The organism is Kibdelosporangium persicum, assembly GCF_013280595.1.
In the GTDB taxonomy this organism is placed as follows: Bacteria; Actinomycetota; Actinomycetes; order Mycobacteriales; family Pseudonocardiaceae; genus Kibdelosporangium; species Kibdelosporangium persicum.
In genome coordinates, this window is record NZ_JAAATY010000026.1 from 68,487 (window position 1) to 81,057 (window position 12,571).

The 12,571-nt window shown below is 67.2% G+C and carries 17 protein-coding genes; 11 read left to right on the forward strand and 6 right to left on the reverse strand.

The window, feature by feature from the left end; genetic code table 11:
* Positions 1–22 precede the first annotated feature (22 nt).
* From GC106_RS34760 to GC106_RS34775, 4 genes are read left to right on the forward strand one after another with little or no spacing between them, the layout of a single operon-like run.
* Positions 23–892: an FAD binding domain-containing protein gene (locus tag GC106_RS34760; RefSeq protein ID WP_173139381.1), complete on the forward strand. Its 870-nt coding sequence runs from the start codon at positions 23–25 to the stop codon at positions 890–892.
* Positions 883–1,341: a (2Fe-2S)-binding protein gene (locus tag GC106_RS34765; protein ID WP_173139383.1), complete on the forward strand. Its 459-nt coding sequence runs from the start codon at positions 883–885 to the stop codon at positions 1,339–1,341. Before GC106_RS34760 ends, GC106_RS34765 begins: the two co-directional genes overlap by 10 nt.
* Positions 1,338–3,557, forward strand: a complete 2,220-nt coding sequence (locus GC106_RS34770) for a xanthine dehydrogenase family protein molybdopterin-binding subunit (RefSeq protein WP_173139385.1) — start codon at positions 1,338–1,340, stop codon at positions 3,555–3,557. The genes GC106_RS34765 and GC106_RS34770 overlap by 4 nt, the downstream gene beginning before the upstream one ends.
* A complete protein-coding gene (locus GC106_RS34775; RefSeq protein WP_173139387.1) occupies positions 3,557–4,021 on the forward strand; it encodes a nucleoside deaminase in 465 nt (154 codons plus the stop codon). The genes GC106_RS34770 and GC106_RS34775 overlap by 1 nt, the downstream gene beginning before the upstream one ends.
* Before the next feature lie 43 nt (positions 4,022–4,064).
* On the opposite strand, the gene GC106_RS34780 is transcribed toward GC106_RS34775, so the two are convergent.
* The 3 genes from GC106_RS34780 to GC106_RS34790 all read right to left on the reverse strand — a co-directional run bounded on the left by GC106_RS34780 (position 4,065) and on the right by GC106_RS34790 (position 5,977).
* The gene (locus GC106_RS34780) at positions 4,065–5,159 is read right to left on the reverse strand and encodes an alpha/beta hydrolase family protein (RefSeq protein WP_173139389.1); all 1,095 of its coding nucleotides are present in this window, start codon (positions 5,157–5,159) and stop codon (positions 4,065–4,067) included.
* Positions 5,160–5,194: 35 nt separating this feature from the next.
* Positions 5,195–5,500 (reverse strand): hypothetical protein, encoded by a 306-nt coding sequence (locus tag GC106_RS34785; RefSeq protein ID WP_173139390.1) that lies wholly within the window; start codon positions 5,498–5,500, stop codon positions 5,195–5,197.
* A 291-nt stretch (positions 5,501–5,791) separates the two neighbouring features.
* Positions 5,792–5,977: a hypothetical protein gene (locus GC106_RS34790; protein ID WP_173139391.1), complete on the reverse strand. Its 186-nt coding sequence runs from the start codon at positions 5,975–5,977 to the stop codon at positions 5,792–5,794.
* A gap of 148 nt (positions 5,978–6,125) precedes the next feature.
* On the opposite strand from GC106_RS34790, the gene GC106_RS34795 reads away from it, so the two are divergent.
* Genes GC106_RS34795 through GC106_RS34810 form a run of 4 tightly spaced genes read left to right on the forward strand, consistent with a single transcriptional unit; the run spans position 6,126 to position 7,689 of the window.
* Positions 6,126–6,971 (forward strand): helix-turn-helix domain-containing protein, encoded by an 846-nt coding sequence (locus tag GC106_RS34795; RefSeq protein WP_173139392.1) that lies wholly within the window; start codon positions 6,126–6,128, stop codon positions 6,969–6,971.
* 7 nt (positions 6,972–6,978) lie between these two features.
* Positions 6,979–7,155, forward strand: coding sequence for a DUF397 domain-containing protein (locus GC106_RS34800; RefSeq protein WP_173139495.1), 177 nt, complete (start codon positions 6,979–6,981; stop codon positions 7,153–7,155).
* 40 nt (positions 7,156–7,195) lie between these two features.
* Positions 7,196–7,447, forward strand: coding sequence for an NACHT N-terminal helical domain 7-containing protein (locus GC106_RS34805; protein ID WP_173139393.1), 252 nt, complete (start codon positions 7,196–7,198; stop codon positions 7,445–7,447).
* A 5-nt stretch (positions 7,448–7,452) separates the two neighbouring features.
* Positions 7,453–7,689, forward strand: a complete 237-nt coding sequence (locus GC106_RS34810) for a hypothetical protein (RefSeq protein ID WP_173139394.1) — start codon at positions 7,453–7,455, stop codon at positions 7,687–7,689.
* On the opposite strand, the gene pucL is transcribed toward GC106_RS34810, so the two are convergent.
* From pucL to uraD, 3 genes are read right to left on the reverse strand one after another with little or no spacing between them, the layout of a single operon-like run.
* Positions 7,686–8,558: a factor-independent urate hydroxylase gene (gene pucL / locus GC106_RS34815; protein WP_173139395.1), complete on the reverse strand. Its 873-nt coding sequence runs from the start codon at positions 8,556–8,558 to the stop codon at positions 7,686–7,688. The genes GC106_RS34810 and pucL overlap by 4 nt on opposite strands.
* 1 nt (position 8,559) lies before the next feature.
* Complete coding sequence (uraH, locus tag GC106_RS34820; protein ID WP_173139396.1) at positions 8,560–8,880, reverse strand: hydroxyisourate hydrolase; 321 nt, start codon at positions 8,878–8,880, stop codon at positions 8,560–8,562.
* Positions 8,873–9,361: a 2-oxo-4-hydroxy-4-carboxy-5-ureidoimidazoline decarboxylase gene (gene uraD / locus GC106_RS34825; RefSeq protein ID WP_312873119.1), complete on the reverse strand. Its 489-nt coding sequence runs from the start codon at positions 9,359–9,361 to the stop codon at positions 8,873–8,875. Before uraD ends, uraH begins: the two co-directional genes overlap by 8 nt.
* Before the next feature lie 70 nt (positions 9,362–9,431).
* On the opposite strand from uraD, the gene allB reads away from it, so the two are divergent.
* Genes allB through GC106_RS34840 form a run of 3 tightly spaced genes read left to right on the forward strand, consistent with a single transcriptional unit; the run spans position 9,432 to position 12,570 of the window.
* On the forward strand, positions 9,432–10,751 hold the full coding sequence (gene allB, locus GC106_RS34830; protein ID WP_173139499.1) for an allantoinase AllB: 1,320 nt from the start codon (positions 9,432–9,434) through the stop codon (positions 10,749–10,751).
* Complete coding sequence (alc, locus tag GC106_RS34835; protein WP_173139397.1) at positions 10,748–11,734, forward strand: allantoicase; 987 nt, start codon at positions 10,748–10,750, stop codon at positions 11,732–11,734. Before allB ends, alc begins: the two co-directional genes overlap by 4 nt.
* A 44-nt stretch (positions 11,735–11,778) precedes the next feature.
* Complete coding sequence (locus GC106_RS34840; protein WP_246367503.1) at positions 11,779–12,570, forward strand: DUF1206 domain-containing protein; 792 nt, start codon at positions 11,779–11,781, stop codon at positions 12,568–12,570.
* The last annotated feature ends 1 nt before the right edge of the window (position 12,571 follow it).

The following is a 12,571-nucleotide window of genomic DNA, read 5'->3' on the forward strand; positions in this document are numbered from 1 at the left end:
CTGGTGGCTTGGGAGGTGAGGCGTGGAGTTCCTGCGTCCGGTGAGCCTGGGCGAGGCCCTGGAGATGAAGGCGGCCCGGCCCGAGGCCGTGCCGATCGCGGGCGGGACGGACGTGATGGTCGAACTGAACTTCGACCACCGGCGTCCAGCCGCTCTGCTCGACCTGACTCGCGTGGCCGAACTGGCCGAGTGGTCACGCGACGATTCAGTTGTCACGTTCGGCGCCGCCCTGCCGTACACGCGCCTGATCAACGAGCTGGGCACGGACCTGCCCGGCCTGGCGATCGCTTCCCGCACGGTCGGGTCGCCGCAGATCCGAAACCGGGGCACGGTCGGCGGCAACTTGGGCGCCGCTTCGCCGGCCGGTGACACACATCCGGTGTTGCTGGCGTCCGACGCCGTCGTCGAGGTCGCCTCGGCCCGTGGCACCCGGAGCATCCCGGCGAGCGAGTTCTACCTTGGCGTGAAACGCAACGCGCTGGAACCCGACGAGCTGATCACCTCGATCCGCCTGCCGAAGGCCACAGGTCCGCAGCAGTTCGCGAAGGTCGGGACACGCAACGCGATGGTCATCGCGGTGTGCTCGTTCGCGATCAGCTTGCATCCCAACGAGTCCCGTGCCGGTGCGGCCATCGGCTCGGCCGCGCCGACGCCCCGGCGGGTGCGGCAGGCCGAGGACTTCCTGACCGAGGTGCTCGACTGGGAGTCGCCCCAGGCGCTGCCCGACTCGGCCAAGCGGCGGTTCGGCGAGCTGGTCGCGTCGGCCGCCGAGCCGATCGACGACGTCCGCGGCAGCGCGGCGTACCGCAAGCACGCGCTGGCGGTGCTGGCGCGGCGGGCGCTGGGCTGGGCGTGGGACGCGTATCGCGAAGGAGAACGGTCATGCGCGTGAACATCACCGTCAACGGCGAAGCACGGCAGGTTGACGACGTCTGGCCGGGGGAGAGCCTGCTGTACGTGCTGCGTGAGCGACTCGGCCTGCCTGGCTCGAAGAACGCCTGCGAGCAAGGCGAATGCGGCTCGTGCACGGTCTACATGGACGGCACGCCGGTGTGTGCGTGCCTCGTCGCCGCCGGTCAGGCCGAGGGGCGTGAGGTCAGGACGGTCGAAGGTCTGGCTTCCGGTGACACGCTCGACCGCGTCCAGCAGGCCTTTGTGGACGCCGGGGCGGTCCAATGCGGATTCTGCACGCCTGGCCTTGTTGTCGCCGCGCACGACTTGCTCACCCGTACGCCGCAGCCGTCCGATCCGGAGATCCGGGAGGCGCTGGCCGGGAACCTCTGCCGGTGCACGGGATACGAGAAGATCCTGGACGCGGTCAGGATGGCGGCCCGGTCATGACCACGACTGTCGCCACGCAGGGCGGTATCGGCACGAACGCCCAACGGCCCGACGGCGCTCTGAAAGCGCGGGGCGAGTTCGCGTACTCCTCGGACCTGTGGCATGAGGACATGGTGTGGGGCGTGACGTTGCGCAGCCCGCATCCGTATGCCCGGATCACGTCCATCGACATCACCGAGGCCTTGCGGGTTCCGGGTGTCCAGGCGGTGCTCACGCACGAAGACGTGCCGGGAACCAACATCTACGGCCTCGAACACCCCGACCAGCCGGTGTTGGCCGAGGACGTGGTCCGCTACCAGGGCGAACCCGTCGCCCTGGTAGCCGCCGACCACCCCGAGACCGCGCGCCGCGCGATGAAGCGCATCGAGGTGGCGTACGAGGTCCTGCCGCCCGTCGTGAACACCGAGGACGCGGCGCACGGGCGCGCGGAACCGTTGCACCCGAACGGGAACGTGGTCCGGCACGTGAAGGTCCGGCACGGCCCGCAGGACGTCCGCGCGGACGTGGTGGTCACCGGCGAGTACGAAGTGGGCATGCAGGACCAGGCCTTTCTGGGCCCGGAGTCCGGTCTCGCGGTGCCCGCCGACGACGGCTCGGTCGACCTGTACATCGCGACCCAGTGGCTGCACGCCGACCAGCGGCAGATCGCGGTCGCTCTCGGGTTGCCGCCGGAGAAGGTGCGGCTGACGTTGTCGGGTGTCGGCGGCGCGTTCGGTGGCCGTGAGGACCTGTCGATGCAGGTCCACGCGTGCATGCTGGCGTTGCGCACCGGCAAACCGGTGAAGATGGTCTACAACCGTGAGGAATCGTTCTACGGCCACGTCCACCGGCATCCCGCGCGGATGTACTACGAGCACGGCGCCACCCGGAACGGCAAGATCGTCTACGTCAAGGCCCGGATCTACCTCGACGGCGGCGCTTACGCGTCCAGCACCGGCGCGGTCGTGGCGAACGCGGCGACGCTCGGGGTCGGGCCGTACGACGTGCCCAGCGTGACCGTGGACTGCTGGGGTGTTTACACCAACAACCCACCGTGTGGCGCGATGCGTGGTTTCGGTGCCGTGCAGGCAGCTTTCGCCTATGAGTCCCAGATGGACAGACTGGCGGACGCAGTGGGGCTCGACCCGGTCGAGGTGCGGATTCGCAACGCGATGAGCGAAGGCGCGGTCATGCCGACCGGCCAGGTCGTCGACTCGCCCGCGCCCGTCGTCGAACTGCTCACTTTGGTCCGGGACAAACCGTTGCCCGCGAAGGGAAACGACCTGACCGACATGCCAGGCGGCGTCTCCAACACCACTCATGGCGAGGGTGTCGTGCGCGGTGTGGGCTATGGCGTCAGCATCAAGAACGTCGGTTTCTCCGACAGCTTCGACGATTACTCCACTGTCCGAGTGCGGCTGTCGGTGATCGGTGGGCAGGCCGTGGCGTCCGTGCACACGGCTGCGGTGGAGGTCGGACAAGGGCTCGTGACGGTCCTGCAGCAGATCACCCGGACCGAACTGGGCGTTGACGTGGTGACCATCGAGCCGATGGACACGTCGATCGGGGACGCGGGGTCGACGTCCGCGTCACGTCAGACCTACGTCACCGGCGGCGCACTGCGAGCGGCTTGTGCCGCCGTTCGGGCCGCGCTGTTCGAACGGATCGGGCACACCGACCTCCCGCTGGACCACGACAAGATCGTGGAAGTGCTCGGCACGGACGTGATCGACGAGGTCGTGGAATGGCGGCACCGGCCGACCTACCGGCTCGACCCGGAGACCGGCCAGGGCAACGCGCACGTGCAGTACGCGTTCGCCGCGCACCGGGCGGTTGTCGACGTCGACGTGGAACTCGGCCTGGTGAAGGTGGTCGAGCTGGTGTGCGCGCAGGACGTCGGCAAGGCGATCAACCCGGAGGCGGTGCTCGGCCAGATCCAGGGCGGCACGGCGCAAGGCCTGGGGCTGGCGGTGATGGAGGAGATCCAGCTGGCGGACGGGAAGATCCGCAACCCGTCGTTCACCGACTACCTGATCCCGACCGTGCTGGACATGCCCCCGATGGTCATCGACGTGCTCGAACGCCCCGACCCGCACGCACCGTACGGCCTGCGGGGAGTCGGCGAACCGCCGACGATCTCGTCCACCCCGGCCATTGTGGCCGCGATCCGAGCCGCGACCGGCATGGCGTTGACCCGTGTGCCCGTGCGGCCAGAACACATCACGGAGACCAGTTGATGGAGCAGGAGTGGCTGAGCCAGGCGGTCCGCCTGGCCAAGGAGAACGTCGCGGCAGGCGGCGGCCCGTTCGGCGCGATCGTGGTGCGGGACGGCGAGGTGGTCGCCACCGGCACGAACCAGGTGACGCCGGCCCTCGACCCGACCGCGCACGCCGAAGTCGTCGCGATCCGCAACGCCTGCCAGGCGATCGGTGACTTCAGGCTTTCCGGCTGCGTGCTGGTCTCGTCGTGCGAGCCGTGCCCACTCTGCCTCGCGGCGGCCCTGTGGGCACGACTCGACCGGGTCATCTACGGCGCCGACCGTGACGACGCCGCCAAGGCGGGCTTCGACGACCGGGCGTTCTACGACCTGTTCGACCAGCCACGCGACAAGTGGCCCGTACCGGTGTACAGCCTGCCTGCCGAGCAGAACTTCGAACCCTTCTCCGCGTGGCTGGCCAAACCCGACCGCATCGACTACTGACCCCCTCGTGAGTGTTTATCGGTGTTAGAACACGGATAAACACTCACGAGAGGTAGCGGTCGAAGAACCTGCGGATGTCGGTGTACTGCGCCTTGTAGGCCTTGGCGGGGTCGATCGTGCCGATGAGCTCCACGAAGTGGTCCTCGGGCAGGTTCAACGGCTTGACCAGTTGCGGCAGGATGACCTGAAGGTCGCTGAAGTTGTGGTGACGCGCGCCCGTCAGCACGACCGACCGCTTCGGGCCGGTCTGGTTGGCCCAGAACTGCGGCCAGGACGGGTCGATGTCCGTGAACGGCGAGTGGTCGACGAGCACGCCGTTCTCGTCGAGCAGTTGTCCGCCCAGCAACATGAACGGCCGGTCCAGTCCACGCTCGGCGACGTCCCCGAACTCGGCGAACATGCCGCCGTCCATGTTGATGCCCGCGTCGATCCGGCGGTCGTGCAACATCGTCTCGCCAGCGGTGAACCCGCCGTAGGAGTGGCCGAACATGCCGACGTCGTCCAGGTGCCATCCCCTGTCGGCGAGCTCGTCGAGCACGAACCGGGTGTCGTCGCCCCTGGCCCGCAGGGCCTTCGCCATCTGCTCCGCCGGGATCTCGACGGGGTGTTCCACCCTTCCGCCAGGGAACTCCACGGTTGTCTCAAAGGTGTGGTCGATCGTGACCACGACGTAGCCCCGCGAGGCCAGCTCCTGGACGAGCGCGGTCCCGACCGCCCGCGGCCCTCCAAAGCCCGGCGAGTACAGCACGACCGGCCGTTTCCCCGGCTTGGCGGGTGCGTCGACGTGCCCGGACGTCTTCGGTCCGGTCCAGTCCACCGACCCCTTCGGAATCCCAGCCTCCGCGGCGAAGGCATCGACCGAAGCGAACAGTCCGTCCGGCAACCACTGCGCCCGCGGGTGGTGCCGGGTGTCCTTGGCGGGATACCAGACGCTGATCATGAGTTCCCGCTTGCGATCCGGCTTCCACGGATCCTGTCTGTCGCCGTCGACCAGGTGGATCTCCGTGGTCCCGACCTGATGGTGCCCGGTAGGAGCGGGAAGCGAGAACGCCACCTTCGCCGACGCGCTGACCGGTGCCCCGACCAGCACTGCGGCGCTCACCACCCCGGCGGCAAGCGTTTTCGTCAGAAATGACATGCCTCCACCGTGCCAGCCCGAGCAGCCACCCTGCCTCACTCTTTAGGCTGACAGGCATCCTCCACACGGCCATTCGTGCCAGGGACGACCCACACAAGGTCATGCGTGGTCTCCGGTTCACTGCGGACGTACTTCAGTGCGTTCTCGGCCTCGGCCAGGAAGTACTGGTTCCTGCCGTCGGCGCTGACCATGTACGCACTGTCTTCGAACTCCATACCCCAGCCGACGACACTCGTCTCGTCATGTTTCGTCGCAACGGCAGCGAACAGACGAGGCGCTTGCGCCGCAACGAGTTCGCGGAGTTCCGAGTCGTCAGGGGAGTGCTTCGTGAAATCGGTCATGACTGAGCTCCTCATGTGATCCAGTGGTTGAGCAATCGGTTGCCGGGACAAGCAGATGACGGTGTGCGATCAGCCAGATCCGGCAAGGAAACCTGTAGTCGCGCCGCCATCCCGGACAGCCTCGGCATCGGCCGCTGTGATCAGGTCGGTGCAGGTCGAGAATCGCCCTTACCGCCGAGATCAGACTTCTCAGTTCGGCCCGGGCGGGCAGATCAGACTCGCGTGCCAGCCGATCTAGTCCAGCCAGCCGCTTGACCATCGCCTCGCTGAGGACGACGGCAAGAACGTGTGTCATGGTCGCCTCGGCTTTGCATCATTGATGGCGATCGAAAGTTTCGTCCGGATGCTTTCCGCGGTGTCAGGGGTGACGTGACCGTCGATCCTGATATGGATCAGGCCGGTGGGCATCGACTCGATGAACCCGATCGGCGTTCCTTGCGCGGCGCCTGCGGCGCTGCTCACGACCCACTTGCCCATCGCGTTCACACTCCGCCGCAGTAGCCCTCATCCTTCGGCCAGACTGCGGCCGTTGTTCGCGAACAAGTGTGCATGTTCGCGAACAAGCTGACAATTCCCCGAACGGGCGATCCCGATCAAGGCCGTCGGCCGTCGTACGCTTTGTTCTGTGGACGCGAACAAGAAGAGCGCGGCTCTCCGCGAGCTCGGGGCACTGCTGCGCAGTGCGCGCAAGCAAGCCCAGTTGACCCAGCGCGCACTCGCGTCCGCCGCAGGGTTCAAGGCTCACTCACGGATCTCGGAAATCGAGAACGGTGAATCCGCGATCCCGTCGACTGGTGAGGTCGAGCGTTTGCTGGATGCGTTGGGAACCGACCTGGATGAGCGTGAACGAGCCATCGGCTTGCTTGCTCAGGCCACCGACAACCCCAGCCAACTGAGCGTCGGCCCCGCGGTGATCAACGAGACGATGGTGCAGTTGATCGACCACGAGCGGGCCGCGAGACGGATCACTGCCGCCGGTCCTTTGCTGCTCCCTGGGCTTGTGCAGACCAGCGATTACTCACGAGCGATCTTCGGCGGAATGTCCGACATCGAGGCGCACGTCGCCCTCCGGGCTGGTCGCAGGGACATCCTTGTTCGGCGTAACCCGGTCGACCTGTTCGCGTTGATCGACTCCGAGGCGCTGGTCCGCCCTGTGATCCCGCCAGACGAGATGGCATACCAGCTGCGGCACATCCTGAAGTTGGCCGAGTTGCCGAACGTCGTGGTTCAAGTGGTGCCCAGCTTGACGACGGGGTACCACCCGATGCTGGCCGGACAGTTCGAGTTGATCGAGTTCGCGACGGCGAGCCCGATCGTTCTGCTTGATCACCACTACGCGTCGGTGATCCTGCGTGATCCCGATGAGGTCGCGAAATACGTCGAGGACGCGGAGTACCTTCGCACGAAAGTGGCATTGAGCCCTGATGAGTCGGTCAAGCTCATCGCTGAGATCCTTTATGGAATGGAGTGACGGGATGATGGCGCCTGATGAAGGCAAGATCTGGCGAAAGTCCAGTGCCAGTGCGCCGAACGGCGACTGTGTCGAAGTCAAGCAGGGGCTCGCGGCGGTGCGTGACAGCAAGAACCCGGCCGTCGTGTTGAGGGTACCTCGCGAAGCGGTCACGTCACTTCTCCGGTCACTCCGAGTCAAGTAGTCGCGCAGCCGCTAACCGGGGCGTAGGGCAGGATTGCCGGATGGCGATGCTGAGCTACGCGGACGCGGTGAAGTTGCTGGGCGCCAAGGAAAGCAAGATCGTCACAGCCCTTGACAAGGTGCTCGGCGGCGCGTTGCTCGCGGGCTCCGGCGTCGACCTCTGGGGGCTGCTCGGCTGGTTCGACGCGAAAGCCGAGTTCATCCGCTGGTCTCACGAGCTCGTCACCAATGCTTCGGGCCGCGGGCTTTCCCGCGATGACCGCACACAACGCCTGCACGCCGCCACACCGTGATCGTGATGGTCGAATTCTTCAAGGCGTTCGACGAGCTCCGGGAGATCCCCGACTACGTCCTCGACGCGCGGTTGCGGATGGCCGAGCGGGGCTTCGAGACGGTACCGCCTGTGCCGGGACTGCTCGCGCTCCTCGGTGAGATAGATCTGGCCGAACTGGCGCGCACCCGGCCGGGCTTGATCAAGCGGGCGAAGTTCCTGATGGCCGAGCGAGGCGAGTTCGACGCCGTTTCCTGGCCCTAGAAAGCGGGCAGGGTGTACCAGGCGTCGCCGGGGTCCTCGGCGTCGTCGCGGATCACGCTGCCCTCGATGAGCCCGTAAGGCCGGTCGGCCGCGTAGAACACCTCGTTGTCGTTCTCCAGGCCAAAAGGAGACAAATCGACAACGAAGTGGTGCTTGTTCGGCATGGACAGCCGGATCTCCGCCACCTCCGGATGAGCCTCCACCACCGCGGCACCCATCGCGTGAAGCGTTTGCTGCAAGGACAAGCTGTGCTTCGACGCGAAGGTCTCCACCAGCAGCGAACGGATCGAGGTGAAGCTCGAAGTCCAGGAGACGCCGGAACCCTGGTACCGCCACCGGGCCGTCACCGCGGTGGCCAGGATGCGGTCCGTGGTCTCGGGCAAGGTCGTGTACTTGTCCCTTGGGAAGCCGTGGAACTCCGAACCGGTCGTCTTCAGCACGACCAGGTCACGCAAACCCGACACAACCCAGTGCCGGTCGCCGGAAACGGTCACCGCGGTCGTCCGGACCTCGCTGGAACCCCGCGAGAAGGCATGCCCGTTGATTCGGTCCCACGGATGCGAGTCGATCATCACGCGGGCACCGGTGATCTGCCCGAAAGAATCGACGAAGTGCCGCCCGAGCCGCAGGGCGAAGTCCTCGATCTCGCCGACCGGTTCCTCCTTGGCGAAGGCGTACACCGTGTTCTTCTGCGTATCCGTCGCCACGACGTCGCTGTTGTCACCCGTCAGGTGCGTGGCTTCCAACGCACCTCGCAACGATGTGCTCACGGTCAGGTCCTGCATTGAATGTGTCGAGCCCGATCGGGTCACCGTCACCATGCGGACCTCGGCCTTGCCGTACTGGTTCGGCCCCAGGCTGTACGACAACTCAGCTCCCTCGATACGTCGAATACGCGAACGGGCTCAGCAGGATCGGCACGTGGTGGTGGTCCCCGGCCGTGAAGATCCGGAACTCCACCGTGATCGTCGGGTAGAACGCGTCCGGCCCGTGGTAGGCAAGGACATCGAACACCAACCGGTAGACGCCTGGATCGAGCGACGAAGGCCCCAGCGACCGCAGGCGGCCGTCGGCGTCGGTCATCCCCGAGCCGACCTGTGTCCCGTCCGCGGCCTCCAGGCGCACGGGGACACCGGCCGCGGGACGGCCGAGGGCCGCGTCCAGCACGTGCGTCGTGACCGCGCTAGACATCGGTCACCAGCTGCTCGAGCCGCCGCAGTGCGATCTTCGCCAGCTCCTCGTTCACGATCCGCAGTTCGTCCGCCGGGGAGTTGCCCAGGCGCTGTTCCAGGATCTCCAGCAGCTCCTCGCCGGTCCGCCCGGAGGCGTACACCAGGTAGATGTGACCGAATCTCTCTTCGTAGCGTTGGTTCGCCACCTGCAACCGCGATCCCAAGGACTGGTCCACGCCGGACTGCTCGGCCTGTGACCAAGCGTCGCCATCCTGTCGCTCGCCGATCCGCGGATGGGCGGCCATCGCCAGGTGGAGCTCGTCATTGCTCAGCTCACGGGCGCGGGAGAAGGCCACGGACAGTAATGTCGCACGGTCGGCGAACGGCCGCAGGGCGAGCACCTCGTCGGCCCAGCGAGGCACCGCGAGACAATCTCTCAGCAACGGACGCAGGTCGTCGGCCGGGGCCGAGTTGAATCGGTGCAGGTTGACGGCAGGCACGGGCCCACACTAGCCCGAGGTGCCGTTGCCGGAAGCGAAAGAGCACGAAGCGGAAAGAGGGTGGCAGGTGCTGGACCTGGTGTTCCGGGCCCGCAGGATGATCACCTCGGCCGGTGAGACCGAGGGGACTGTCGGCGTGCGGGAGGGGCGCATCGTCGCCGTCGAACCGTTGAACAGTGCGCTTGACGCCGACCGGGTGATCGAGCTCGGCGCCAACCAGGTGTTGCTCCCCGGTCTCGTCGACACCCACGTGCACGTCAACGACCCCGGCCGGACCGAGTGGGAGGGGTTCAAGACCGCGACCCGCGCGGCCGCCGCGGGCGGCGTGACGACCCTGCTGGACATGCCGCTCAACAGCCTGCCGCCGACCGTCGACGTGGAGGCGCTCGACGTCAAGCGCAAGACCGCCGAAGGCCGGTTGCACGTCGACGTCGGGTTCTGGGGCGGCGCGGTGCCCGGCAACGTCAAGCAGTTGCGGCCCATGCACGAGGCCGGCGTGTTCGGCTTCAAGAGCTTCCTGCTGCACTCCGGTGTGGACGAGTTCGGCCACCTGAGCTTCGAGGAGTTCGAGGCCGCGCTGAGCGAGATGAACCGGTTCAACGGGCTGATGATCGTGCACGCCGAGGACGAGCACTCGATCACGTCGGCGGGCGGCCGCAAGTACGCCGACTTCCTCGCGTCCCGGCCGGAGCGGGCCGAGAACACGGCCATCTCCCGCGTGATCGGGCTGGCCCGCAGGACCGGGGCGCGGGTGCACATCCTGCACCTGTCGTCCGCGAGCGCCCTGCCGATGATCGCCGAGGCCAAAGCCGAGGGCATCGAGCTGACCGTGGAGACGTGCCCGCACTACCTCACGTTCGTCGCCGAGGAGATCCCGGACGGCGCGACGCAGTTCAAGTGCTGCCCGCCGATCCGCGAGGCGGCCAACCGCGAGGCGCTGTGGCGGGGCCTGGCGGACGGCCTGATCGACTTCGTCGTCAGCGACCACTCGCCGACCACGGTCCAGCTGAAACGTTTCGACACCGGCGACTTCGGCGACGCGTGGGGCGGCATCGCCGGTCTGCAGGTCGGCCTGCCCGCGGTGTGGACGCAGGCCCGTCGCCGCGGCCACACCATGTTCGACGTGGCCGAATGGATGGCGCACCGGCCTGCCAAGCTGGCCGGGATGCGGCACAAGGGCCAGATCGCGCCGGGGTACGACGCCGATTTCTGCGTGTTCGCGCCGGACGAGGCCTTCGTCGTGCAGGCAGAGCAGTTGCACCACCGAAACCCCGTCACGGCGTATCACGGGGTGCCGCTGGCAGGCCGGGTCGTGTCGACGTGGCTGCGGGGCATCAAGGTCACCGGCGAGGAGATGCACGGTGATCTGCTCGGCCGGGAGGACGCTTGAACTGGCAGGAGAACCCCGATCTGGCCGGCCGCCGGTTCGGCGGGGCGGTGGTGTGGGCCAACGACGAGTTCTTCGCCGAACGGGAGAACCTGATCAAGCCGGACGAGCCGGTCTTCCAGCCGTACACCTTCGGCCACAAAGGACAGGTCTACGACGGCTGGGAGACCCGGCGGCGCCGCGCGGACGGCGTCGACCAGGCGATCGTCCGGCTCGGCATGCCCGGGGTGATCAAGGGCCTGGTGATCGACACGGCGTTCTTCACCGGCAACTACCCGCCGTTCGCCTCGGTCGAGGCGTGCGGCGCCGAGGGCTACCCGAGCCCGGACGAGCTGACCGGCTGGACGACCGTGCTGCCGAAGTCCCCGCTCGAAGGGGACACCAGGAACCTGTTCGACGTCACGGACACCCACCGCTACACGCACGTCCGGTTGACGATCTACCCGGACGGCGGCGTGGCCCGGCTGCGGGTACACGGATCGCCCGTCGCCGACCCGAACTTCCTGAACTTCGACCACCTGGACCTGGCCGCGCTGGCGAACGGTGCCGAGATCGCCGACTGCAGCAACAGGTTCTACTCGTCGCCGAACAACCTGATCGCGCCCGGACCGGCCGCGGTGATGGGTGAGGGCTGGGAAACCTCGCGGCGCAGGGACGACGGCAACGACTGGGTGTCGTTGCGGCTCGCGGCCAAGGGCATCATCCGGCTGATCGAGCTGGACACCAGTCATTTCAAGGGAAACGCGCCCGGCTGGGCGTCGGTGAGCTGCGCGGACGCGTCCGGCGAGTGGAAGCGGCTGCTCACCCGTGAACGCCTGCAGCCCGACACCAGGCACCTGTTCCGGGTCACCGACGAGCACGAGGCCACGCAAGCCCGGCTGGACGTGTATCCGGACGGCGGTATGGCACGGCTGCGGCTGTGGGGTTCGTTGACCGAGGAAGGCCGTAACCTGCTGGTCACTCGCTGGCAGGACCGTTTGCCGTAGTTTGCGGATCGCCGTGACTGTCAATCCCTGGGCGAAGGGAGTTGATGGTCGTGGTTGACGTGCGGAGCAACAAGGCCACCGAGTGGCTCGGTCGATTCGGCATGATCTGTTACGGCGTCGTGCACCTGCTTGTCGCGTGGCTCGCGCTCCAGGTCGTGTTCGGTGAGTCCGAACAGGCCGATCAGAAGGGCGCGGTCGGGTCACTCGCCGAGTCGCCGCTCGGCCCGGTCCTGTTATGGGGGCTCGCGATCGGCTTGTTCGCGTACGCGCTCTGGCAGATCCTGCTGATCTTCAACGGCTACACGTGGGTGGAGCAGGGCCGCAAACGTTTCCTGCGCAAGTTCGGCGCGGGCTCGCGGGCGTTCGTCTCGGCCACGGTCGGCATCTACACCATCGAGCTGGCGACCGGGACCGGCGGCGGGAGCTCGAGCAACCAGTCCACTCAGGAGTGGACGGCCACGCTGATGGCTCAGCCGTTCGGCCGGATCCTGGTCGGCATCCTCGCGCTGGTCATCCTCGGCGTGGCGGTCGCGGCCATCCGCCGTGGCGTGAAGAAGAAGTTCATGGAGGACCTTAACCGCGCACAGCTGCCGAACGCCGCCGAGCCGCTGGGTGTCGCCGGGCACTGCGCCAAGGGTGTCGCGTACGGGATCATCGGCATCCTGGTCGGCATCGCCGCGGTCAACGCCGACCCGGGCCAGGCCCAGGGCCTGGACGGCGCGCTGAAGACGTTGCAGGCCCAGACCTTCGGCTCGATCCTGTTGTTCGTCGTCGCGCTGGGGTTCGCCGCATACGGCGCGTTCTGCTTCGCCGCGGCCAAGGCGCACAAGGGCTGAG